Annotated in this window: 20 protein-coding genes; 18 read left to right on the forward strand and 2 right to left on the reverse strand. The window is 40.6% G+C overall.

The window, feature by feature from the left end; translation table 11 throughout:
- Positions 1-14 precede the first annotated feature (14 nt).
- From DXB43_RS00290 to DXB43_RS00365, 16 genes are all read left to right on the forward strand, one after another.
- Entirely contained in the window at positions 15-734 is a 720-nt protein-coding gene (locus tag DXB43_RS00290; protein ID WP_117841951.1) for a DUF4190 domain-containing protein, read from the forward strand.
- Between the two features lie 36 nt (positions 735-770).
- On the forward strand, positions 771-1,835 hold the full coding sequence (locus DXB43_RS00295) for a polysaccharide pyruvyl transferase family protein (protein ID WP_022244115.1): 1,065 nt from the start codon (positions 771-773) through the stop codon (positions 1,833-1,835).
- Positions 1,836-2,035: 200 nt separating this feature from the next.
- The gene (gene flgM, locus DXB43_RS00300; protein WP_117841495.1) at positions 2,036-2,317 is read left to right on the forward strand and encodes a flagellar biosynthesis anti-sigma factor FlgM; all 282 of its coding nucleotides are present in this window, start codon (positions 2,036-2,038) and stop codon (positions 2,315-2,317) included.
- A gap of 16 nt (positions 2,318-2,333) precedes the next feature.
- Entirely contained in the window at positions 2,334-2,846 is a 513-nt protein-coding gene (locus tag DXB43_RS00305; protein ID WP_243006614.1) for a flagellar protein FlgN, read from the forward strand.
- Between the two features lie 17 nt (positions 2,847-2,863).
- Complete coding sequence (gene flgK, locus DXB43_RS00310) at positions 2,864-4,606, forward strand: flagellar hook-associated protein FlgK (protein WP_117841494.1); 1,743 nt, start codon at positions 2,864-2,866, stop codon at positions 4,604-4,606.
- 18 nt (positions 4,607-4,624) lie between these two features.
- Positions 4,625-6,475, forward strand: coding sequence for a flagellar hook-associated protein FlgK (gene flgK, locus DXB43_RS00315; protein WP_117946007.1), 1,851 nt, complete (start codon positions 4,625-4,627; stop codon positions 6,473-6,475).
- Positions 6,476-6,489: 14 nt separating this feature from the next.
- Positions 6,490-8,001 carry a flagellin N-terminal helical domain-containing protein gene (locus DXB43_RS00320; RefSeq protein WP_117946009.1) on the forward strand — a complete coding sequence of 504 codons (1,512 nt, stop codon included), beginning with the start codon at positions 6,490-6,492 and terminating at the stop codon, positions 7,999-8,001.
- Between the two features lie 16 nt (positions 8,002-8,017).
- Positions 8,018-8,479 carry a flagellar assembly protein FliW gene (fliW, locus tag DXB43_RS00325; protein ID WP_117841491.1) on the forward strand — a complete coding sequence of 154 codons (462 nt, stop codon included), beginning with the start codon at positions 8,018-8,020 and terminating at the stop codon, positions 8,477-8,479.
- Between the two features lies 1 nt (position 8,480).
- Positions 8,481-8,696, forward strand: coding sequence for a carbon storage regulator CsrA (csrA, locus tag DXB43_RS00330; RefSeq protein ID WP_022242364.1), 216 nt, complete (start codon positions 8,481-8,483; stop codon positions 8,694-8,696).
- Positions 8,697-8,783: 87 nt separating this feature from the next.
- Positions 8,784-9,206 (forward strand): flagellar protein FlaG, encoded by a 423-nt coding sequence (locus DXB43_RS00335; RefSeq protein WP_022242365.1) that lies wholly within the window; start codon positions 8,784-8,786, stop codon positions 9,204-9,206.
- Positions 9,207-9,218: 12 nt separating this feature from the next.
- On the forward strand, positions 9,219-11,531 hold the full coding sequence (fliD, locus tag DXB43_RS00340; RefSeq protein WP_117946011.1) for a flagellar filament capping protein FliD: 2,313 nt from the start codon (positions 9,219-9,221) through the stop codon (positions 11,529-11,531).
- A 65-nt stretch (positions 11,532-11,596) separates the two neighbouring features.
- A complete protein-coding gene (gene fliS / locus DXB43_RS00345) occupies positions 11,597-11,974 on the forward strand; it encodes a flagellar export chaperone FliS (RefSeq protein ID WP_117697324.1) in 378 nt (125 codons plus the stop codon).
- Complete coding sequence (gene flgN, locus DXB43_RS00350) at positions 11,958-12,443, forward strand: flagellar export chaperone FlgN (protein ID WP_022242368.1); 486 nt, start codon at positions 11,958-11,960, stop codon at positions 12,441-12,443. The genes fliS and flgN overlap by 17 nt, the downstream gene beginning before the upstream one ends.
- 188 nt (positions 12,444-12,631) lie before the next feature.
- Positions 12,632-13,459 carry a flagellin N-terminal helical domain-containing protein gene (locus DXB43_RS00355; protein WP_117946013.1) on the forward strand — a complete coding sequence of 276 codons (828 nt, stop codon included), beginning with the start codon at positions 12,632-12,634 and terminating at the stop codon, positions 13,457-13,459.
- A 259-nt stretch (positions 13,460-13,718) separates the two neighbouring features.
- On the forward strand, positions 13,719-14,018 hold the full coding sequence (locus tag DXB43_RS00360; RefSeq protein ID WP_022242370.1) for a hypothetical protein: 300 nt from the start codon (positions 13,719-13,721) through the stop codon (positions 14,016-14,018).
- 2 nt (positions 14,019-14,020) lie between these two features.
- The gene (locus tag DXB43_RS00365; protein ID WP_158551970.1) at positions 14,021-15,853 is read left to right on the forward strand and encodes a motility associated factor glycosyltransferase family protein; all 1,833 of its coding nucleotides are present in this window, start codon (positions 14,021-14,023) and stop codon (positions 15,851-15,853) included.
- Here DXB43_RS00365 and DXB43_RS00370 read toward each other — a convergent pair.
- The gene (locus DXB43_RS00370) at positions 15,837-17,006 is read right to left on the reverse strand and encodes a CgeB family protein (RefSeq protein WP_117946018.1); all 1,170 of its coding nucleotides are present in this window, start codon (positions 17,004-17,006) and stop codon (positions 15,837-15,839) included. The genes DXB43_RS00365 and DXB43_RS00370 overlap by 17 nt on opposite strands.
- 13 nt (positions 17,007-17,019) lie before the next feature.
- Complete coding sequence (locus tag DXB43_RS00375) at positions 17,020-18,186, reverse strand: CgeB family protein (protein WP_117946021.1); 1,167 nt, start codon at positions 18,184-18,186, stop codon at positions 17,020-17,022.
- 133 nt (positions 18,187-18,319) lie between these two features.
- Here DXB43_RS00375 and DXB43_RS00380 point away from each other — a divergent pair, with 133 nt between their 5' ends.
- Positions 18,320-19,882, forward strand: a complete 1,563-nt coding sequence (locus DXB43_RS00380; RefSeq protein ID WP_158567168.1) for a glycosyltransferase — start codon at positions 18,320-18,322, stop codon at positions 19,880-19,882.
- A 1-nt stretch (position 19,883) separates the two neighbouring features.
- A complete protein-coding gene (locus DXB43_RS00385; protein WP_022242907.1) occupies positions 19,884-21,143 on the forward strand; it encodes a glycosyltransferase family protein in 1,260 nt (419 codons plus the stop codon).
- The last annotated feature ends 33 nt before the right edge of the window (positions 21,144-21,176 follow it).

The raw sequence follows: 21,176 nt of genomic DNA on the forward strand, positions 1-21,176 counted from the left end.
AAGGAGAAGGAAAAATGAGCAAAGAAAAAACAGAATACAGATTTAGCGTGCATGCGGCACCGGCAGTGATTAACCAGGTGATTCAGAATTATCTGGCAGCCAACCAGTATGTACAGATGCCAAAGCCAAATGCCAATTATTATTTCTTTAATGACCCGTGGATGAAGGGAAAACGTTCTATAGAATATTACATTCATGGAACAGAAGTGATTGTGCTGGCATATATGGGAACTTTTGAGAAACCAAGAGGGCTGGAAGGCTTTGTAGGTGCCATTCCAAAGAAATCTTTCCGGGATGATTTAGAACCGCTGTTTGTAGAACTGCATCGCATTGATATGATGGGTATGGCACCACAGCAGGGAATGCCAATGCAGCAGGGAATGCCAATGCAGCAGGGAGCACCGATGCAGCAGGGCATGCCACCACAGCAGGGGTATATCCCGCCACAGAACAGTGCCAATCAGTTTGTGGAGAAATCCAGAAAGACAAGGGAGAACTGGACGATTGCAGGTTTTGTAATCAGCTTGGTGGGACTGCTGTTATCCTTCTTTGGTATTACATACGGAGCAATTATAATTGTGTTGGAATTCTGGTGTGGATTCCAGGGCTTACAGACGAAGAAAAAAGGACTTGCAATTGCAACCATTGTGCTGGCGGGAATCAGTGTACTGCTTTTAATCCTGTCAATCGTGTATACTGCAAGCCATCCGGTGAGAAGTTACAGATACTATTAAAAGGAAACGTAAAATAAAAGAAGAGAGGTGACGGAGATGAAAATAGCTGTATTACACGGAGCAATTATTAATGCCGGCGATTTTTTGATAAAGAACCGGGCAATTTCATTACTGAAATATTTTTATCCAGACAGTGAAATCGTGGAATATTATCGAAATCAGAGTCTGGAAGAAAAACTTCCAGAAATAAATGCCTGCGATATTTTAGTGTTTGCCGGTGGACCTGGATATTGTAATGGATTTTATCCAAGGATGGCACCAGTTACAGATGATTTAAATAAAATTAAAATCCCAGTTATGCTCCTTGGCATGGGATGGTGGGAACACAATTCAGATGTGGTCAGCCAGTATAGTTATCAATTTGAAGAACCTATGAGGGCACTGTTTCAGAAAGCAACGGAAAAAGGCCTGAAGATGGGATGCAGGGATATTGCAACCGTGAATGTATTGCGCAACAATGGTTACGATAATATAGCGATGACAGGTTGTCCGGCATGGTATGATTTGGAACATATTGGAATTACAAGATATACCGGAAAAGGGCTGACATCCTGTAGAAAAATCTGTATTTCGGATTGCGGAAACATGGCGAATTGGGGTCTGGCAGTAGAATTGACCCAGTTTGTAAGAAGATTCTTTGGAAACTGTGAAATATACTTTGTCTGCCATAGAGGCTTCCCGGATGCAAGGCTTGGAATAGAACCAATTATGAAGGAACTGAATGTGCATTTTATGGATATATCAGGCAGTGATGAAGGATTTAAAGTATATGATGACTGCGATTTGCATATCGGATTTCGGGTACATGCTCATATCTATAACCTTTCCAGAAGAAACCTCTCCATATTACTGGAAGAAGATGCAAGAGGAAGCAGCCTCAATGAAACATTGGGACTGCCTGAGATTAAGACAAAGTATCTTCAGGTAGAAAAAGGAGCATTACAGTACCATATCAATGATAAGATAATTTACCAAGTGGAGGATGCACTTCTTAATCTTGCAGAGAATCATTATTGCAGCATGGAAAATGCATATCGCATGATGAATCAGTATTTTGAAAATATGAAACGTCACATTTTATCCATTAAGGATATTATATAAGAATGAAAATAAAAGAGATAACCCTGGTGTCGGTGATGCCGGGGCTATTTTACGCAAGAAGCTGCTGCAGGCACTACAGACCGGTAACAGGAGGAAAAAATATTTTCTTAAAATTGCACTAAGTTTTCCAAAGAAACGTCCGATAAATAGATTAGACAACAGAAATGCGAATCATTTCAAGGAAGAAAGGAGATGCCGTTATGCGTATAGAAGCTTATAACCAGATCGCATCCATATATAAAACAAGTAAGACTGGTAAAGTACAGCAGCCATATGGTGTAAGCACAGGCAGGGATGAAGTGCAGATTTCCCAGTTGGGAAGAGATTACCAGATCGCAAAACAGGCAGTCGCAGAAGCTTCGGATATCAGGGAAGATAAAGTAGCAGAACTGAAAACAAGTGTCCAGTCAGGAAAATATGATGTGGATTCCGGAGATTTTGCAAGTATGTTACTGGCAAAATATAACGAAATGAAGAAGTAAGAAGTGAGGATAAGCCGTGGCTAGTTTGATGGAGGATTTGGCAGATGTACTTCTGCAGGAAGATAAACAATATCAGGAGTTGATTGTTCTTTCAAAAGAGAAGACAGATGTACTGGTTGCTGGAAATGTAAAGAGATTGGAAGAAATTACTGCAATGGAGCAGGAAATGACAGATGTGCTTCATGGATATGAAGTGCGCCGCAGAACCATCTTACAGGATATGGCAGATGTACTGGGTAAACCAAAGGATGATTTTACCATTGAGACCATGATACAGATACTGGAATCACAGCCAAAAGAACAAAGCCGCCTTATTTCACTTCGGGATAAACTTCACAGGACGTTAAAGGAAATGGCACAGCTAAACACACAGAATCAGGCACTGATTAAACAGTCCTTAGAGATGGTGGAGTTTGACCTGACCTTGTTTAAGAGCCTGCGGCAGGCACCGGAAACAGCGAATTATAACAAATCTGCATACAATACCGGAGATTTGTTAGGAAGCAGTGCTTTTGACACGAAACAGTAGGCAGGAGGAAAAGTACCATGGCAAATGGAATGGGAAGTTTATATATTGGTTCTTCTGGACTTCGAACAAGCCAGAATGCCTTGAATACGACAGCAAATAACCTTGCGAATGTTGACACAACCGGATATGTGCGCCAGCAGGTCATTCAGGCGGACCGCCATTACAATACATTTGATAAAAATGCAGCAATCAGTAATCAGCAGTCCGGACTTGGTGTAAGTATTGCAGATGTCATTCATTCAAGAGATATATTTTTAGATAAATCATATCGTACAGAGACTGGAAGACAGTCTTTTTATTCCGCATGCTACTCTGCGACAAATGAAATTTATACTTATTTTCAGGAGCTGGAGGGAGAAGCATTCCAGGATAGTATCTCGTCTTTATATACTGCATTTGAAGAGTTCTCCAAAGATCCTTCTGATTCGGTAAACCAGAACCTTGTAATGCAGAAATCGAGTCTGTTTATCAGCCGGGCGAAAGCCGTTTACACAAGTTTACAGAACTATCAGAATAATTTAAATACAAAAATTTCCAAAGATATTGACCGGATTAATGAACTGGGAAAGAAAATCTATGATTTAAACGAAAACATTGTAAAAATCGAGGCTGGTGGAGTCGAGACTGCAATGGAATTAAGGGACCAGCGGGATAACGCACTGGACGAACTGGCAGGTCTGGTTCATATCGACTATGATGAAAAATACGATGGAACTGTATTTGTTTCAATAGAAGGTGTTGATTTCGTAAATCGTGCCCAGGTATATGAGATGGGAAAAAGCGTAGATGATGAGACCGGTTATATTACACCATACTGGCCGCAGATGTCAGATACGAATCGTGGACAGACAGCCGATGTATTTAACTTTAATGTAGATATTTCGTCTGCTTATAACACTGACATCGGAGAATTGAAGGCACTGGTAATGCAGCGTGGAAATTATGTGGCAGATTACCGTGATATAGAAGGAAAATCCCGTCAGGAATATAATGATGGTGCAGGAATGTCTGTAATGCTTTCTACAGAAGCAGAATTAGACCAGCTGGTACATAAACTGGTTACAGCAATCAATGATATCTTCTGTCCGAATGTAGAATATGCCGGCACAGATTTAACCGGAACAACAGCAGATGGAAATGCGTTTACCATTACACAGGGGATGAAAGTTTTAGATACAGATAACTGCGCAGTAGGAAGTGATGGAAAGCTTCCGCCACAGGAGCTATTTTCCAGGGTAGGAACGGATCGCTATACAGAGGTGAATGTAACGGATGCGGCTGGAAATACCAGGACATACTATGTATACAATGAGGAAAGTGCAACAGATATTTCTAAAATGTATACCTTGTCCAGCCTTAAGGTAAATGATGAAATTATCAGCCAGCCATCTTACATCCCGCATCTGACACAGGATAGTAATAATAAACAGGTAGCGCAGCAGCTTGGTACCGCATTTACAGAGATGTGGAAGAAGAGTGAGATTTCTTTGAATCCAAATGCTACCAGTAAATGTACCTTTATGGAATATTATGCACAGATGATTGGTGAAACAGGAACAGCAGGTTCTGTTTACAATACCATGTCAGAGACACTGAATAACACGGTAAATACCGTTGATAATAAGCGTCAGCAGGTAATCGGAGTTTCTTCTGACGAGGAACTGACCAGTATGATTCAGTTCCAGAATGCTTACAATGCAGCCAGCCGTTTTATGAATGTGGTAAGTGACATGATAGAGACATTAATTAACGGATTGTAATATAGAAGAGGTGGGAATATGCCGTCACAATTTTTTGGATTAAATATAGCAGCATCTGCATTAAATGCATTTCAGGCATCTGTAAATACTGCTGCCAATAACGTATCCAATGTACAGACCAAGGGTTACAGTAAACAGGTAACGAATAAAGAAGCCGGTGAAGGAATGCGTGTCAATGCAAAATACGGAACCACCGGAACCGGAGTAAATGCGGTTTCTGTCACACAGCTCCGGGACAGCTATTATGACACGAAATACTGGAATAATAATGGAAACCTTGGATTGTATCAGAAACGTCTTTACTATATGGAACAGATTCAGACATATTTTACAGATGATGATACGGAAAAGGGTTTTTCCACATTGTTAAAAACCATGTTTAACAATCTGGATACCACACAGCATACGAACTTTGATGAGAATGTAAGAAAGCAGTTTATCGGAAGTGCCCAGAGTCTTGCCACCTATTTTAACGGAGTTGCTACGAACCTTCAGGAATTACAGGGAACCTTAAACAATGAGATTAAGTCTACTGTAGATAATGTAAACTCCATTGCGGAGAAAATTGCATTGATTAATAAGCAGATTAATCAGGTGGAAATTAATGGTGGACATGCCAATGAGCTGAGAGATAAGAGAGCACTTTTGGTGGATGAACTTTCCGCAATTGTTCCGGTTGAAATATCAGAAGTGCCGATTACCAACAGTAACTATCCGGATATGGATCTTGGAATTAATAAATACACCGTGAAAATTAATGGACAGACCATGGTGGACGGATACGATTACCGTACCCTCTCTTATGAAGCGAGAGAGCAGAAGATTAACCAGACTGATATTGATGGATTGTACGACCTGACCTGGTCAGATACCGGAGTAAAATTCAATGCAGCCAGTGCATCCATGGGTGGAAGCTTAAGAGCTTTGTTTGAGATGCGGGATGGAAATAATGCAGAGAACTTTACCGGTAAAATAGGAACAGAAGCCGGAAGTATCCAGAATACTGTGGTAGATGGAAGAACTGTAACACAGATTACCGTAAAGAATCCATCTATGACGGATGTAGAGAAATTATCCATTGCAGAACAGGGAATCATAACAGTATTAAACAATGATTATCTTTATTCCGATTTTACCATGAATGCAGATGGAAGTTATACTTTTACATTAAAGCAGGAGTTAAATGCATCCCAGAGAAGCAAGTTCTTAGGAGAAAGTGTCAGCATTGGAAAGAGTGTGGATGCCATGGGAATCCCGTACTATATGTCCCAGATGAACCAGTTCTTAAGGAGCTTTACCAAAGCATTTAATGATATTGAGCGGGGAGATGCAAATGATCCTGCAGTAGATTTAAATGGAAAAGAAATGGGAAGCTTCTTTGTAGGAAAGAGAGCTTTAGGCGGAGAATATGATTTTACAGATACACAGATATCCTCCGGTTCCAATACCTATTATCAGCTGACAGCATTAAACTTTGCTGTAAATTCAGAGTCCATAACAGACCCGGGAAGATTTGCAGCAGTAACCAGGTCAGAGTACACCGATGGTGTGGATAAATATACATTGCTGGATAGCTTGAAGAAATTAGAGAGTGACACCAAGCTTTACCGTGGAACGGGGGCAGATGCTTTCTTACAGTGTCTGCTTTCGGATATTTCTGTAGATACAGAAGAAGCGGAGCTTTTCAGCAAGAATTATTCCAATATAGAGTCGACTATCGATATGCAGAGACAGTCTGTATCCGGTGTAGATGAAGATGAAGAAGCACTGGACTTAGTAAAATTCCAGAATGCATACAATCTGGCATCCAAGATGGTTTCTGTTATGGCAGAGATGTATGACAGATTAATCTTAGAGACCGGAGTATAAGGAGGTTTGTTAGAATGAGAGTAACCAATAACATGATCATGAGCAATACCAAAATAAATATCAATGGAAATAAGACCAATGTGAATACATTGAATAATCAGATGACATCACAGAAGAAAATCAGCAGGCCATCTGATGACCCGGTTATTGCTATCCGTGCACTTCGGCTGCGCAGCAGTTTAAGCCAGATTAATCAGTATTATAAAAAAAATATTCCGGATGCAGAGGCGTGGTTAGATGTTACCGAAACCTCTCTTACTAACATGAAAAAGCTGCTGACTACCATTCACACCCAGTGTGATGCAGGAGCCAATGGAACACTGACGGAAGAAGACCGTAAGACTATTTTAAAGCAGTTACAGTCCTTAAGTGACCAGATTTATTCTGAAGGTGATGCAGATTATGCAGGAAGAACAGTATTTACCGGTTATAAGACGAATTCAACCTTGACATTTCAGGCAGACAGCAAAGAGACATATAATATCAGCGAGTATTTATCCGCAGATAAAATAGAAGAATATAATTATTCCTATGGAAATGTTAAGACCCCGACAGCTGCAGACGTAGCTGCAAAGACAGCACCGGGTACACCGGAGAATACTACACTGCACAGACTGCGCCTTTCCTATGACAATATTACCGATATTACTGGGGGAAAAATCAGTTACAGCTATACAGACACCGCAACCGGACAGATGACCACGAAGGAGCTGAATGTTACCACTGTTACCACTAGTGATCTGGAAGCGTCTTCTTATGCAATAGCAGATAATGACATCGTATTTAATAAAGACACCGGTGAATTTCTGATGGGAAAAACACTTGCATCCAATCTGAAATCATTAGGAGCAACGGTTTCTGTAAATTATGATAAGACCGGATTTTCCAAAGGAGAATTAAGACCGGAGAATTATTTTGACTGTACCAATAATACAGATGCGGCTAATCCAATCCAATATACTAATTTTGAAAATGGAAAGAGAGTCCGGCAGGATATTGAATATACCATTGCATCGAATCAGACCCTGGTGGTAAATACACAGGCAAGCACAGTGTTCAATTCTGATATCGCAAGAGATTTAGATAATCTTACTTCCATTGTGCAGTCAGCAATTGACGCACATAGTGTAGTGGACAACATTAAGGAAATGAAAGGCTTAAGCCAGTATTCCTCAAAGGATGACCAGGAATATTTGGAAAGCTGTCTGGCTGCCGCCCAGAAACAGGCAGATTATGCAGACCATCAGCTGCAGACAGTATTTAACAGGGGACTGACGAAATTCGAAGGCTATATGTCAGATGTAAACCTTGCAATCACGGATGTGGGAAGCAAGGGACAGCAGCTTGATATTACAAAGAACCGCATGTCTAATCAGCAGCAGACGGTAGAGGCACTAAAATCAGACAATGAGGATAAGGATTTGTCTGATATTATCATTGACTATACTTCTTCCTATACTGCATATCAGGCATCTTTACAGGCGGCCGCTAAATTAGAAAGACAGACTTTACTGGATTATCTGTAAGAAAGGAGAAACTGGCATGAAAGCAGCAACAAGATTGTTTGGGGAAATAGAAATTGACGAAAGCAAAATCATAACATTTGAGGACGGAATCATTGGATTTCCGGATATGAAGAAGTTTACCTTAATCTTCGATGAAGAAAAAGAAGGCAGACCATCCATTTCCTGGTTACAGTCCATGGATGAGCCAGAGATAGCATTTCCGGTAATGGATCCGCTGTTCGTTTGTGAAACATATAATCCAAGTGTGGAAGATGAATTGTTAAAGAATCTTGGAACCATAAAAGAGGATAACCTTTATGTACTGGTAACAGTTACCGTGCCACAGAATATCAAAGAACTTGCAGTGAACTTAAAAGCACCGATTGTAATTAATACAGACACAAGAAAAGCGAGTCAGATAATCGTAGAGGATGACCTGCCGGTAAGATACAGAATTTATGAAATTTTAGAAGAAGCAAAGAAGAAGGCAGGTGAATAAGATGCTGGCATTAACAAGAAAAAAAGGAGAATCCCTTGTTGTCAATAACAATATTGAGATAACAGTACTGGAAATCAGAGGAGACCAGATTAAAATCGGCATCTCAGCACCGAAAAATGTGCCGGTATACCGGAAAGAAGTATATTTACAGATTCAGAAGGAAAATGAAGCTTCTCTTAAAGCTGATGGGTTAGAAGCTTTGAAAAATTTACTGTAACCGCTAAATAAATTTACGGGTTCTACCGATATAAGAGTTAGGACAATGGTAAACGGAAATGACAAGAAGCACATGGAGGTGTAAGCAATGTCAATTGAATCAATCAGAAACAGTGGATCGGTGTATCAGGGAAGTTCTCCGGTTCAGGGAACAATAAGAGAAAGTTCCGCAGTAACAACAGAAGGATTACAGACAAGTGCAGATGAAATGCAGCAGGAAAATGCCAGTGTATTAGAAAATGCAGCAGCACAGGGTCAGAATCCGGCAGAAGAAGAAAAAGCAACTGCCTCTTCCTCGGAACAGGTTAAGAAGGCGGTGGAGAGCATCAATCGCAGCCAGGCTCATACAGAAGCAATCTTTGGCATCCATGAAGGAACCAATCGTGTTACCATTAAGATTGTGGATAAAGAGAGCAAGAAAGTGATTAAAGAATATCCGCCGGAGAAGACACTTGACATGATACAGAAGCTCTGGGAGATGGCAGGGCTGATGGTAGACGAGAAGAGATAGGAGGTACTTAAGATGGCAATTCGAGTATCAGGATTAGCGTCAGGAATGGATACCGAGTCGATTGTTACACAGCTCGTATCTGCATATAATGTAAAGAAAAATACATATGTAAAAGCACAGACCAAGCTTTCCTGGAAGCAGGATGCATGGAAGACATTAAATAAAAAGGTAAAGAGTCTTTACAGTAACATGACAAGCTTAAAGTATAGTTCTGCGTATAAGACCAAGATGGCGTCGGTGTCGGATACTACTAAGGCAAGTGTCAGTGCAGAGGGTACTGCTGTAAACGGAAGCTACAGCTTAAAGATTAATCAGGTGGCAAAGTCCGGTTATCTTACCGGCGGCCAGTTAGCAGCTTCTACAACCAGAGCAACCAAGCTTAGCGAGTTATTGGGTGATGACAGCTTTGCCGGTGGAAAGATTGAAGTGACATCTGCCGGAAAGACCAGCACTATTGAAGTGACAGCAGATACAACCGTAAGTAATTTTGTATCTAAATTAAATAAGGCAGGAGTAAAGGCTTCTTATGATGCTACTAACCAGAGAATTTATGTGGCAGCATCCGGCACGGGAGCAGCCAATGATTTCAGTCTGTCAGGAGTAGATGCCAATGGAAGTACAGCATTAAAGGCACTGGGCTTGAGGGTAGCTTCCAAGAGCAATACAGAGAATTATAAGTCATGGGCAGCGTATGATGGACAGGATATAGCGCAGATTCTTGCGGATCTGCAGAATTCCAAGGATGCAATCTCAGCAGCCAATAACAGCATTACACAGTCACGCTCTAAGATTTCCGGTTATACAACAAAGGTAAATTATGCATCTTCCTATGAGACCATGATGAATGCATATAAGGGACTTGATAATGCAGGAGAAATCCGTGATTTGGATGAACTGGCAGCTATGTCCAAAGCTGATTTATCCAAAACATATGAATTGGATGATGATGGAAACTTTAAAAGAGATTCAGAAGGAAAGCTGATTGTAGCAGACGATACAGTCGCAGATGATAAAAAAGCAACCGGTACAGACCGCCTGAATGCCCTTGCAGCCAAAGCAGGTCTTGTTGAGAAGAAGGATGAAAAGGCCGGAGAAGATGTAAAACAGGTTACCATTGCAGAATTTGCGGCGGCAAAGGCAGCAGTAGACAAGTATGATGCCCAGGCAGCTGATGACACCCTGACAGCTGATGAAAAAGCGGATATGAATGATTTCATTACCAGTGTACAGCATGCTTATAAGGGGGCAGCAGATTCAGAATATGCATCCATAGAAGAACTTACCAATGCATACAATGATAAGATTACGAAAGAGCAGGACAGTATTACTGCCCAGAATCAGATTATCAGTGACAATAAGGCTGTTCTTGAAAAATATGCCCTGTTAGATAACGGGGAAGATCAGGCGGCATTGGAGGCACGTATTTCCTATGCGGTAGAACAGCTTGCCAATGCAGCTGACAAGACACAGTACAATACGGATGCAACCCGCGTAGATGGCCAGGATGCAGAGATTTATGTAAATAATGCAAAATATACGTCATCCTCTAACTCCTTCAGTATTAACGGACTGAAGATTGAGGCGCTGGCTTCAACAGAGGGCAGTGAGATTAATGTGACGGTAAAGAATGACGTAGACGGTGTATACAAGAAAATAAAAGATTTCTTAAAAGAATATAATTCCCTGATTAATGAGATGACTTCTCTTTATAACGCAGATTCTGCCAAAGGATATGAGCCGTTGACAACGGAAGAAAAAGATGCCATGACAGATTCTGAAGTAGAGGAATGGGAGAAGAAGGTAAAGAGTGCATTGCTTCGTCGTGATGATACATTAGGAACTCTTTTGAATTCCATGACCAATGCGATGTATAAGGGATATACTGTAAATGGTAAGAGTTACAGCCTTTCCAGCTTTGGTATTTCAACCCTGGGATATCTCAATGCAGATGAGAATGAGGAAAATGCTTATCATATTGACGGTGATGCAGATGATTCTGCAGTTTCCTCTAAGACCAATAAGCTCAAACAGATGATAGAGGAAGACCCAGATACAGTTACGGCATTCATGCAGCAGCTTGTTACTGGTGTATACAATGAAATTGATACCAAGATGCGTTCTAATTCTCTGAGCAGTGCAATGACTGTTTATAATGATAAGCAGATGGCAAAAGAGTATAGCAATTATACTGCCACCATTAAGAAGTGGGAAGATAAGATTACTTCGATGGAAGATTCTTATTATAAGAAATTTGCAGCAATGGAAACTGCACTGGCAAAATTACAGCAGTCTACATCCTCACTGTCAGGTCTCTTAGGTTCATAAGAGCCGATAAATGTCAGTCACAGGCATAGACCTGTGATAATGTGAAAATACATGGAGGTAACACGATGACAATGAACAATGGATATGCAGCATATCAGAACAGTAAGATTATGACTGCTTCTCCGGCAGAATTGACACTGATGCTTTATGAAGGCGCCATCAAATTCTGTAATATTGCAATCATGGGAATTGAGGAGAATAATATCCAGAAAGCCCATACAAATATTGTAAAAGTAGAAAATATCATAGAAGAGTTTCAGGCAACCTTAAATCATAAGTATCCGGTTGCAAAGGACTTTGAAAATGTGTATAGGTACTTACAGGAACGCCTGGTTGAAGCAAACATGAAAAAAGATAAAGAAATCTTAGAGGAAGTACTGGCACACCTTCGCACCATGCGTGATACTTGGAAAGAGGTAATGAAGCTTGCACACAGCAAATAACAGCTATATTGAAATCTTAAAACAGAGCCTTACGAAAAAAATAGAACTGCTGGATACAATTATGGCATTAAATGTATTGCAGAAAGATATGCTGGAAAATCCGGATTTAGATCCGGATGAACTGGAAGAAAATCTGAACCGTAAGGCAGATCTGGTAGAGCAGTTATCAAAGTTAGATGACGGATTCAGTCAGATTTATGACCGGGTCCGAGCTGATTTGACAGAGAACCGTGGGGCATATTCGGAAGACATTGCTCAGATGAAGCGGGATATTACCGCAATCATGGACAAGAGCACTGCAATCCAGAGCCAAGAAAAACGCAATCAGGTATTGATGCAGCAGAAATTTACTTCCGTGAAGAAACAGATTAAGGAAGTAAAGAAATCCAGACAGGCGGTGAATTCCTATTACAGAAATATGATGAAAATGGGAACTCCGGGTTCCACATTTCTGGATGATAAGAAGTAGACTGGAAAAATTTAAAAAAATTTTCCATTTACTATAAAGTATCGAGACGACCGTCCGATATATATAACAAGTAAACAAGATATTGTTACTTAGCAGATGGATTTGAGGAGCGTACGGCCGATAAGATATCTGCAACAAAAAACAAGTAGTCGCAAGGAAGCGACGTTAAATTCAAGGAGGAATTAATTATGGTAGTACAGCATAATTTACAGGCAGCAAACACAAACAGACAGTTAGGTATCACAACAAGCGCACAGGCAAAATCAACTGAGAAATTATCTTCTGGTTACAAAATCAACCGTGCAGCAGATGACGCAGCAGGACTTTCCATTTCTGAGAAAATGAGAAGCCAGATCCGTGGTCTTAACAAAGCTTCTTCAAACGCACAGGATGGTGTATCTTTAGTACAGACCGCTGAGGGTGCATTAAATGAAACACATTCTATCTTACAGCGTATGAACGAACTTGCTACACAGGCAGCTAACGGAACTAACACAACTGTTGATAGAAGTGCTATCAAAGCTGAGTTGGATCAGTTAACATCTGAAATCGACCGTATCCAGTCTACCACACAGTTCAACACAATGAACCTGTTAGATGGTACTTTCTCTGGAGCAACAAACAAGATGAAATTACAGGTAGGTGCCCTTTCCGGACAGTCTATCGACTTCTCAATTGCTAATATGTGCGCATCAAAGATTGGTCTTAAGGCTGCTTTAAGTGTAAGTACATTTACAAAAGCTGGTTCTTACATGAAATCAGTTCAGGATGCAATCGAAGTTGTTTCTAAACAGCGTTCAGCAATGGGTGCTATCCAGAACCGTCTGGAGCATACAATTGCCAACCTGGATACCACATCTGAGAATACTCAGTCAGCAGAATCCCGTATCCGTGATACAGATATGGCTTCTGAAATGGTTACATACAGCAAGAATAACATCCTTGCTCAGGCAGGTCAGTCTATGTTAGCACAGGCTAATCAGTCTACTCAGGGTGTATTATCCTTACTTCAGTAATCATAAGTACTCAACCATAAAAGTAAAGCTGACCCGAAAGGGTCGGCTTTATTTTTTACTTTACAGGAAATTGATTTCCTGTAAAGTAAAAAAGCGCTCCGCGAGGATGCGCACGGTGCGTATAAGCTAGATGTCGCAGGTGCGAGAATGTGCTAAGGCACATTCTTTGTTACACGGGTAGTGATAATTATTTTCTTAGTGACGAAAAGATTAGTATCATGTAGAATAGAAGAAAAGAGATAAGACGAGGTACTATAAAGTGGAAGCAGGAAAGTATAGTCAATTACAAGAGGAAATGAAAGCAGTAATCCGGAAGTTGTATCAGAACCAGCAGGAGGAAACTTATCCATGGATTGGTGCACATATTCAGGAGATAAAGGATAGCCTGTTAGAACAAATTACATATTATACAGAAAAAGGTGAAACCGACGTAGCAATACAGGAACAGGCAGTTACTATATTGGAACATTTGATTCATGCATATCAGAATCATCAGATCATGGAACTGGCAGATTGCCTGAACTATGAATATGGCAGATATATGGGATGGGAGATATAAATATGACGATATACGAAAAGAATATGCAGGCAATCCGGGAACACCATGTAAGACTTCATGAATATCTGGAAACGGCACAGCCGGAGCAATCAGTAGAGATACGCTATGAAGCAGCGGAAGATGAAATGCTTTATCCGATTGTGACAAAGGGCGGATTGGAATACCGGTTAAATAGTAAATATAATCCAAAGGAAGCATCCATGCAGTATGTCAGCCAGTTTGAAAAAGAAGGCTCCTACAGTGTGTTCTTTCTTTTGGGATTTGGAGACGGAAGAAGTATAGAAGCATTGGCGCAGACGCTGGATGAGACCATGACACTTATTGTATATGAACCATCCGTTGCTATTTTCCAAAAAACATTAGAGACCTTTGATTATACTGAACTTTTAAAGAAGAAAAATGTGTATTTGATTGTAGAGTCAGAGAACATGCTGCAGGATTATTTAGAATCCGGTATCAGCTTCAACAATATCCGGATGCTGCGTCTTGGTATTCTTCCGAATTATGATTCCATTTATCCGAAGGAATGTAAACATATGTTAGAGACTATGATATATTTCATGAATAAGACGAAAACATATCGGAATACCATCTATAATTTCCGGGATGAGTTTGCGGCACATGCTCTCAGTAATATGTATGATTATCTCTGGCAGACAGATACCCATTATCTGAAAGAATGTCTTGCGGAGGAGGACTTGAGCGATGTACCGGCAATTATTGTGGCGGCAGGACCATCCTTAAATAAAAATGTGCAGGAACTGAAGCGGGCGAAAGGAAAAGCATTGATTCTTGTGGTGGATGCAGCACTCCGGGCAGTAGTAAATGCCGGAATTACACCAGATTTGGGAATGACGGTAGACGCAAGAGTTGCAGACCGCTTTTTTGAAGGAATTGATATCAGCACATTTCCGTTTGTATTTGAGGCAATATCCAGAGAAGAAATCGTAAAGAGACATACCGGCAAACATTTCTATGATGAATTTCCGTGTAATATGTTTGCAAAGGCTGTAATAGAAAGAAAAGGCTATGTCTTGGATGATATTTTAACCGGAGGTTCTATTTCTACCAGCGCATTTTCGCTGGTAAAGGCACTGGGTTTTAAGAAAATTGTATTTATCGGCCAGGACCTTGCTTTTACCGGAGGACAGAGCTATAACAGCGGTCTGAAAATGGATGAAAAAGAGAATGAGCAGCATCAGAAGAAACGTGTCATTGTGCAGGTAAAGGGCAATGATGGAACCATGCTGGATACAGACTATCAGATGGATATGTACCGGAAATGGATTGAAAATGAAATTTTAAAATTGCCGGAGGATATTACGGTAATCAATGCAACAGAGGGCGGTGCAAAAATAGAAGGCGCAAAAGTGATGACATTAAAAGAAGTCATTGATTCCTGCACGAAAGAAATTGATTTCGAAAAATTATTGCAGGAAGTACCACTGGCATTTTCAGAAGAAGAACGGCAGGATATTATCCATGAGATAAAGGAAGAGCCGAAGCGTCTGGAAGAAGTAAAGGAAAATATTAAGAAAGCAAGGGAAGTTGCAGAGCAGTTAGAACAGGCATCCAAAGATGGAAATATAGAGGAGCAGAAGAAGCTGCTGACAGAATTTGGAAATCTTAATGAAGAAATCCAGAAAGAGCCGGTGCAGGATTTGTTACTATATTATAACAGTGAAATAGAATTTTCCATTGGGGATGATGTATTATCTGCAGATTTAACAATACCAGACTTATGCAATCGTGCAAAAGCCTGGTACAAAGGCTATGAATCTGCGGTAGACCGACTCATAGCAGATTTACATGAAAAATTTATTGACCGTCTATAACAGATAACATGGTTTGAATCCGGTGCTCAAAGGTGTGAGCATCTAAAATCTTACCAAGGGCGTTGGCAGCAATCTGCTGACGCTCTTTTTCGTGGGAAAGATAATAGCTGGCGTAAGTTTCTGCTTTCTCATAGGAAGAATAATAAATAAAGTCTTCTCCCGGAACAAAATAATTCAGGAAATCCTCCTGATAATTTGTCAGCAGGAAGCCACCGCTTCCCATAATATCGAATGCCCGCAGAGGAATACCTTTTTGGATGCTGCGCAATGTAATGTTGAGATTAATTTTTGAATGCTGGAAAACCAGAGGCATAATCTCATAATAGTCAATTGCTCCCATGTTTTCTACTTTGGGAAGCTGCGGAGTAGGATTATTGGTATAAAGCTTTACCTGATGCGCTGCGGAAAGCTTTTTTAGGATTGCAGTGCGGTCTAATTCTGCCAGTTTCCTGGCAAGGAAATAGTTGGCATAAATATAGCACGGTGTTTCGATGCCGTCTTCATTAGGCGCATATGGAACGGATTTTTGCATATCACTTAAGATGGTATCATTTAATAAACCGGGAATTAGGAATTCACCATATACCTGCTGCTGGGCTGCGATAATTGCATCGAGGTATCCCTTCGTAAAGGCAGGAAGCTTCTGATATAGGCGGTCATAAAGCAGGTGGTCTTCGTTATAAAGAGAACCGACAAAAGAAATCTCGGAAGAGATTATATCAAGGATAGAATCTGCTGCCTGCATGGTGGAAAGTCTTTTTGCATTTGCAGCAAGCGGCAGATAGAATACCCGGTCAATGCCCCCCTGCTTTAACTCTTCGTAAATCGGATAATCGAAAAGAAAAATATAATTGGTGGGATAAGTAATCGTAAAGGAATACAAAGCCACCAGTGGACTGTCATAAACATAGGAAATATAACGGAGATTATGCCGATGAGTGCAGGTGGCAAGAATCGGATAATAGTTAAAGGAAAATACAAAGTCGTAGGAAGTATTTTCTACAGCGGCATCAAAAGCCGCATCATAGGCAGCACTTTTGCGGACATTATAATCCTCGTGCATAAATAAATCGGTTTCAATGTTGCAGTTATGAAATGCTTCTAACATATCTTTTTTGGCAAAAGCCGGTGAATCAAGAAATAATATTTTCATAGAGTTCCTTTCATTAAAGAGAGAGCGCAGAGGATAACATTTTCTGAAGCTGCTTCTCATAAGTATAATGATTTAATACTTTCTGATAGCCGTTTTCGGCAATTTCTATCCGTTCTTTTTCATGGGAAAGATAGTATTCGCATTTAGACAAAAGGTCATCAGGACTGGTATAGATGTCTAAATCTTCTCCAATGGTAAAACATTCGCTTAAATCATTCTGATAATTCGTCAGTAAAAAGCCGCCACATCCAAGAACATCAAAGACACGAAGGGGAATACCGTTCCGGATGGATTTGCAGGTCATATTCAGATTAATTTTGCTGTGGGCAAAGACCTGAGGCATTTCTGTTAAAGTCTTAACCCGTCCACGATTGTGGACAGGAAGAGCGTCTGCATCACTTCCGGTGTATAAGTCTACTGAAAAATGGGAGCCAAGAAGGGACAAAAGGTGCTTCCGCTCATTGGCAGTTACCTTCATGCCAAGGTACTGCTGTGCAATGATATCCCGGTCAACCCGTCTGGCTTTTTCCGGCGGAATATAATAATCCGGCATACAGTCAATAAATTCTTTGACAATAGAATCCGGCAGCAATTCATTTAAAAGAAACGCACCGTAAATCTGTTCCTGTGCATCCATAATTCCATTCAGATAACCTTCGAGATAAGCGGAAGGATTCTTGATGGAATCATAAGGACATTTCTCTGTATAAAGCGAGCCTACAAAGGAAATATCACTTTTGTAGGAATCGGGATTGACATCAGTAAGAACGGAATTCCAACGGTTTACATTGGTTGCCAGCGGCAGGAAAAAGGTATGAGCCGGGTTATATGGCGCAAAGTCCTGATATTGCATGGAATCAAAGAGAAAAATACGGTTCCACTCATTCGAATAGGAATCCGAATATAATTCCATGACAGGACTGTCTACCGTCCAGCAGATATAAGGAAGCTTCATGATATTACAGATTTCCGATAAAACAGGATAAAAGTTTATCGAGAAAATGCAGTCGAAGGAAGATGATAACAGTGTATCAGAAACATGCTTGATGACTGTCTGTGTGGGAATATTTTTATCGGTAATTTCAAGATTAATACAGAATACTTCATGCCCTAAATGCTTCATGGCTTCGATAATATCCGGTTCGCAAATGCTTCCATAACGGTAGAATAGTATTTTCATGATAAACTTTCCTCTTCCTTGGATATAGAGTATAATAACTATAACTATTGTAACGAAATCGAAAGAAAGAAACAAGGTTAGAATAAGGAGAAATCGTCGCAGGACGAAAAGAAAATATATGGAACAGTTTTTTATGATTTTACAAAGAGGACTGGGGCAGCTGGATGCAACAGGGGAATATGAAGAAGGAACGCTGCGGGAGTTAAAGGAAAGCTACCAGAAATTTGATGCAGCGATGCAGCAGAATATGCTGCGCATAATAGAACAGTCATTGGCAAAGTTTCCGATAACATTGCAGATTTACATCTGGTCATCCCTGCTGGCGGTTCTTCGGGATGAAAAAATCATTCCTTATATGGGAGAATTAACGGCAGATGACTCTTTGAATTTATGGCAGAAAGTGGAATTAATGAATCAGTTGCAGCGGACAATTTTTGCCAGTGAAATGATAAAGGATGAAGAGGCAGAATATAAGAGAAACAGTGACGCTTATACTGCATTGATGGATGAAATCAGACAGCGGAATAAAAAGGAATTTTCCTATCTGCCGTGGGAAAAACGGAATAAAAAAATTGTTCTGATAACAAAACAGTTTATCGGAAGACAGCATGCACCGACGGAAATAACATTGCAGATGAACTGTTATTTAAAGGAACTGGGTTACGAAGTGGTATTATATGTCGCCTATATGCCAAATCGGAATACAGCACCGTTGTGGTATAAGCAGTGTCTGTGGAATAATTTTATGAATACAGCAGGAGCATTTCAGGGAGAGATAGAAGGAGAGGAACTGAAGGGTTATAATCTGCTTTTTACACAGGAAAATTATCCGGAACAGCTTTATGATGCGGCGGAAATGATATGGCAGGAAGCACCTGAGTGGGTGCTTGAAATCGGTGATAAAACAATATTGGCTGATTTGTGCCGACAGTTCACTACCGTATTAACCAGAAGGTGCGTTAAGACAATTCCTGTGACCAATGCACCGATTATCGTACTGGCTTCGGATTATACCATGGCGGAAGAAAGACGATATCAGAGCTGGCTGAAACCGTACCAGCAGTTTGTGGAAGTAAAACATTCCATTGTGGGAAATACAGTGGTTGTGGAAAAAGAGAAGAAAGAAAATTATGGCATCCCAGAAGACAAGTTCGTAATTTTACTGGTGGGAAACCGGCTGGTGCAGGAAGTAACAGAGGATTTTCTTAAGACGATTTATGCGATGCTAGAGGAAAATCCAAAAGCAGTACTGGCGGTCATTGGAAATTGCGAGGCACTGGAAAAAAGGATAGCAGAAGCATATCGGGAGCGTTTTTATTTCCTTGGATATACCGAAGAATTACAGAAAACCATGACCATAGGAGATTTGTTTTTGAACCCGCCAAGACAGGGCGGCGGTACCGGAGCCATGTATGCAATTTTACAGGAAATTCCGGTAGTGACACTGGACAACTGCGATGTGCAGGTAAATGTGGGCAAGGTATTCACCTGTGATTCTGTTGAGTCGATGGTAAATCTGGTACATCAATATTGTGAAGATAAAGGATTCATGGAGAAGAAGAAGGAAGCATGCCGCAGAAAAGCAGAGGAAATTCTTGCAGTAGATGAAAAAGAAAACTATCGAAGGTTATGTGAATTTGTGGAAACTTATACAATAAGGCAGGAAAAGCAGGTACAGCATCCGGACGGGAGATAACATGGAGCATAGAATAAGAGAAGCGAAAGGGACAATTTTAATCTATAAGGGAGAACCAATCTGCTATAACATTTTAAATACATTTGCAGAGCAACTGGGAGAAGCGTTGCAGAGGCTTGGAGAAGAGGTAGAATATTTTGATGTGAAGCAGAGCGGCGAAGCAGCTCTGGCAGCTTATGCAGGAAAAACATATCAGGCGGTAATTGGCTTTCAGAGTTATCTTTTTGATATTTATCTTCCGAAGGCAGGCATTTATTTACATGATTTGATAAAGGGACCAAAAATAAATTTCCAGTTTGACCATCCAATCTGGATGAAGAATCATTATATCAGAATGCCGGAGCATTGCTATAGTGCAACCCATGACAGAAATTATGCGGCATTTATAGAAAAGTATTATCCGAGAATTGCAGGAAGTTCCATTATCTTTCCGGGAGGTTGTGAGAAGGCAGCAGGAGAGAATGGAAAACAGGAAGCAGAGCGGAATTTGAGGGGAGCGCAGGATAAAAAGGAATATCAGATATCCTTTATTGGCACCTATACGGACTATCGGAGTTATCTGCCACTGATCAGAAATAGCCAGGGAATCATTAAAAAGATAGCAGCCCATTTTCTGTTTCGGATGAAACAGCACCCGGAAGAGACTGCGGAGAAAGCATTGGAAGAATCCTTACGAAAAGATGGAATTGTACTATCGGATGAAGAATTTTTAGAAGTATTAGATGGCGTCAAGCCAATGATTTATTGCATCATGTCCTATTACCGGGAAAAAGCAGTAAAGGTAATTTTGGAAGCAGGCATTACACTGGAAGTATTCGGGGACAGTTGGAAGAAGAGCCCGTTTGGGGATTCACCATATCTTCGTATCCATGAAGCGGTGGATATGAGAGAAAGCCTTGAAGTCATGGAAAAAAGCCTTATATCTTTTAATGTGATGGCCTGGCATAAGGATGGATTTACGGAACGGATTGCAAACAGCATGTTACAGCATAGCGTGGTACTTACCGATGAAAGCACTTATCTGAAAGAGCAGTTTACAGATGGGAAAGATATTCTCATGTACCGGTTGAATGAACTTTATAAGATTCAGGAACTGCTTGCGGATTATCTGGAAGGGGCAGGAAGAGATAACCTGCAGATGATTGCAGAGAATGCTTACAGGAAAGCAAAGGAAAATTATACCTGGGAGCAGAGTGCGAAAAAGCTTCTTGCATTTATTGATGAAATAGATGCCAAGGAAAGAAAATGCAGTGAAAAGTGAAAATACTCTTGTGAAAATGAAGGAATGAACCGA

It is taken from the genome of Roseburia sp. OM04-10BH (genome assembly GCF_003462605.1).
GTDB lineage: Bacteria > Bacillota > Clostridia > Lachnospirales > Lachnospiraceae > Roseburia_C > Roseburia_C amylophila.

Coding starts and splice junctions, on each gene's coding strand:
- DXB43_RS00290 (WP_117841951.1), top strand. CDS start 15: ATGAGCAAAGAAAAAACAGAATACAGATTTAGCGTGCATGCGGCACCG.
- DXB43_RS00295 (WP_022244115.1), top strand. CDS start 771: ATGAAAATAGCTGTATTACACGGAGCAATTATTAATGCCGGCGATTTT.
- flgM (WP_117841495.1), top strand. CDS start 2,036: ATGCGTATAGAAGCTTATAACCAGATCGCATCCATATATAAAACAAGT.
- flgK (WP_117841494.1), top strand. CDS start 2,864: ATGGCAAATGGAATGGGAAGTTTATATATTGGTTCTTCTGGACTTCGA.
- flgK (WP_117946007.1), top strand. CDS start 4,625: ATGCCGTCACAATTTTTTGGATTAAATATAGCAGCATCTGCATTAAAT.
- DXB43_RS00320 (WP_117946009.1), top strand. CDS start 6,490: ATGAGAGTAACCAATAACATGATCATGAGCAATACCAAAATAAATATC.
- fliW (WP_117841491.1), top strand. CDS start 8,018: ATGAAAGCAGCAACAAGATTGTTTGGGGAAATAGAAATTGACGAAAGC.
- csrA (WP_022242364.1), top strand. CDS start 8,481: ATGCTGGCATTAACAAGAAAAAAAGGAGAATCCCTTGTTGTCAATAAC.
- DXB43_RS00335 (WP_022242365.1), top strand. CDS start 8,784: ATGTCAATTGAATCAATCAGAAACAGTGGATCGGTGTATCAGGGAAGT.
- fliD (WP_117946011.1), top strand. CDS start 9,219: ATGGCAATTCGAGTATCAGGATTAGCGTCAGGAATGGATACCGAGTCG.
- fliS (WP_117697324.1), top strand. CDS start 11,597: ATGACAATGAACAATGGATATGCAGCATATCAGAACAGTAAGATTATG.
- DXB43_RS00355 (WP_117946013.1), top strand. CDS start 12,632: ATGGTAGTACAGCATAATTTACAGGCAGCAAACACAAACAGACAGTTA.
- DXB43_RS00365 (WP_158551970.1), top strand. CDS start 14,021: ATGACGATATACGAAAAGAATATGCAGGCAATCCGGGAACACCATGTA.
- DXB43_RS00370 (WP_117946018.1), bottom strand. CDS start 17,006: ATGAAAATATTATTTCTTGATTCACCGGCTTTTGCCAAAAAAGATATG.
- DXB43_RS00375 (WP_117946021.1), bottom strand. CDS start 18,186: ATGAAAATACTATTCTACCGTTATGGAAGCATTTGCGAACCGGATATT.
- DXB43_RS00380 (WP_158567168.1), top strand. CDS start 18,320: ATGATTTTACAAAGAGGACTGGGGCAGCTGGATGCAACAGGGGAATAT.
- DXB43_RS00385 (WP_022242907.1), top strand. CDS start 19,884: ATGGAGCATAGAATAAGAGAAGCGAAAGGGACAATTTTAATCTATAAG.